The sequence below is a fragment of the Aerococcus sp. L_32 genome (assembly GCF_050689315.1).
On the sequence record NZ_JBOEQF010000641.1, the window covers coordinates 1 to 991 of the forward strand.

1 protein-coding gene and 1 pseudogene are annotated in these 991 nt (G+C 44.4%); one reads left to right on the top strand and one right to left on the bottom strand.

Annotation, left to right across the window (positions count from 1 at the left end):
* Positions 1 to 403 (top strand): annotated as a pseudogene (locus tag ACRCJ0_RS15380) (DNA/RNA non-specific endonuclease); the annotation flags it as partial.
* Between the two features lie 83 nt (positions 404 to 486).
* Here ACRCJ0_RS15380 and ACRCJ0_RS15385 read toward each other — a convergent pair.
* The coding region (locus ACRCJ0_RS15385; RefSeq protein WP_431391066.1) for a family 1 glycosylhydrolase at positions 487 to 991 on the bottom strand (505 nt) is incomplete at its 5' end.

Genomic DNA, 991 nt, shown 5'->3' on the forward strand with positions numbered 1-991 from the left:
TGATAACCTACTGGCATCCGGTGTTTACATGGAAGGTTTCTCTATTGAAGATAACGGGGCGACTATCCAATTCAATATCTATGTACCAAACATCCAACCAGACGTTGAAATCAACTATGCAGACGGCTCATCATTAGGTCCTGAAGGCCCAACACAAGATGAATCATTACCAAACTTAAACCAATCTTCAACCGTTTCTGAAACTGCCCCTGCAGCCGAAAGTGCACCCGCTACTACAGCGCCCGCTTCCGGCGGTGATGTCAGTTCGGTTGATGCCAATGGCAACGGTCAGGTAACCATTAAAGAAGCCAAAGCAGCAGGCTTTTCAATGCCTATTTATTCAGACCATTGGTTGTATCCATATATGGACGACCGTGACGGCGATGGTATGGTTGGTGAGTAATCCGCCCTACAAGTTGTATATACGCGAAAAAAGACGAAATGCGCTTCAAGAAAAGTGCATTTCGTCTTTTATTATTGTAATGATTAAGCTAAGTCTTCGCCGTCTGAATCAATGGCTTTACGGTACCATGCAAATGATGCTTTCTTAGAACGGGCTAGCGTTCCGTTTCCTTCATTGTCACGATCAACGTAGATCATACCATAGCGTTTTTTCATTTCTCCAGTTGTAAAGGATACGATATCAATCACGCCCCACGGTGTGTAACCCATTAAATCAACGCCGTCTTCGTCAACAGCTAATTTGATTTGTTCAATGTGGTCACGTAAGTAAGCAATCCTTGCTTGGTCATGGATCTGACCGTCAGCGTCAAACTCATCTACAAGTCCCAAGCCATTTTCCACGATAAATAATGGCACTTGGTAACGGTCGTAGAAGCGATTTAGGGTATAACGTAAACCGATTGGGTCGATCGCCCAACCCCAGTCTGAGCGTTCGATATATTCGTTCTCAACTTCATGCGGTACACCACCGTGGACTTTGTTAGATGCCTTGATTGGCTCATCTTTATCCACCATCGTTGACATATAA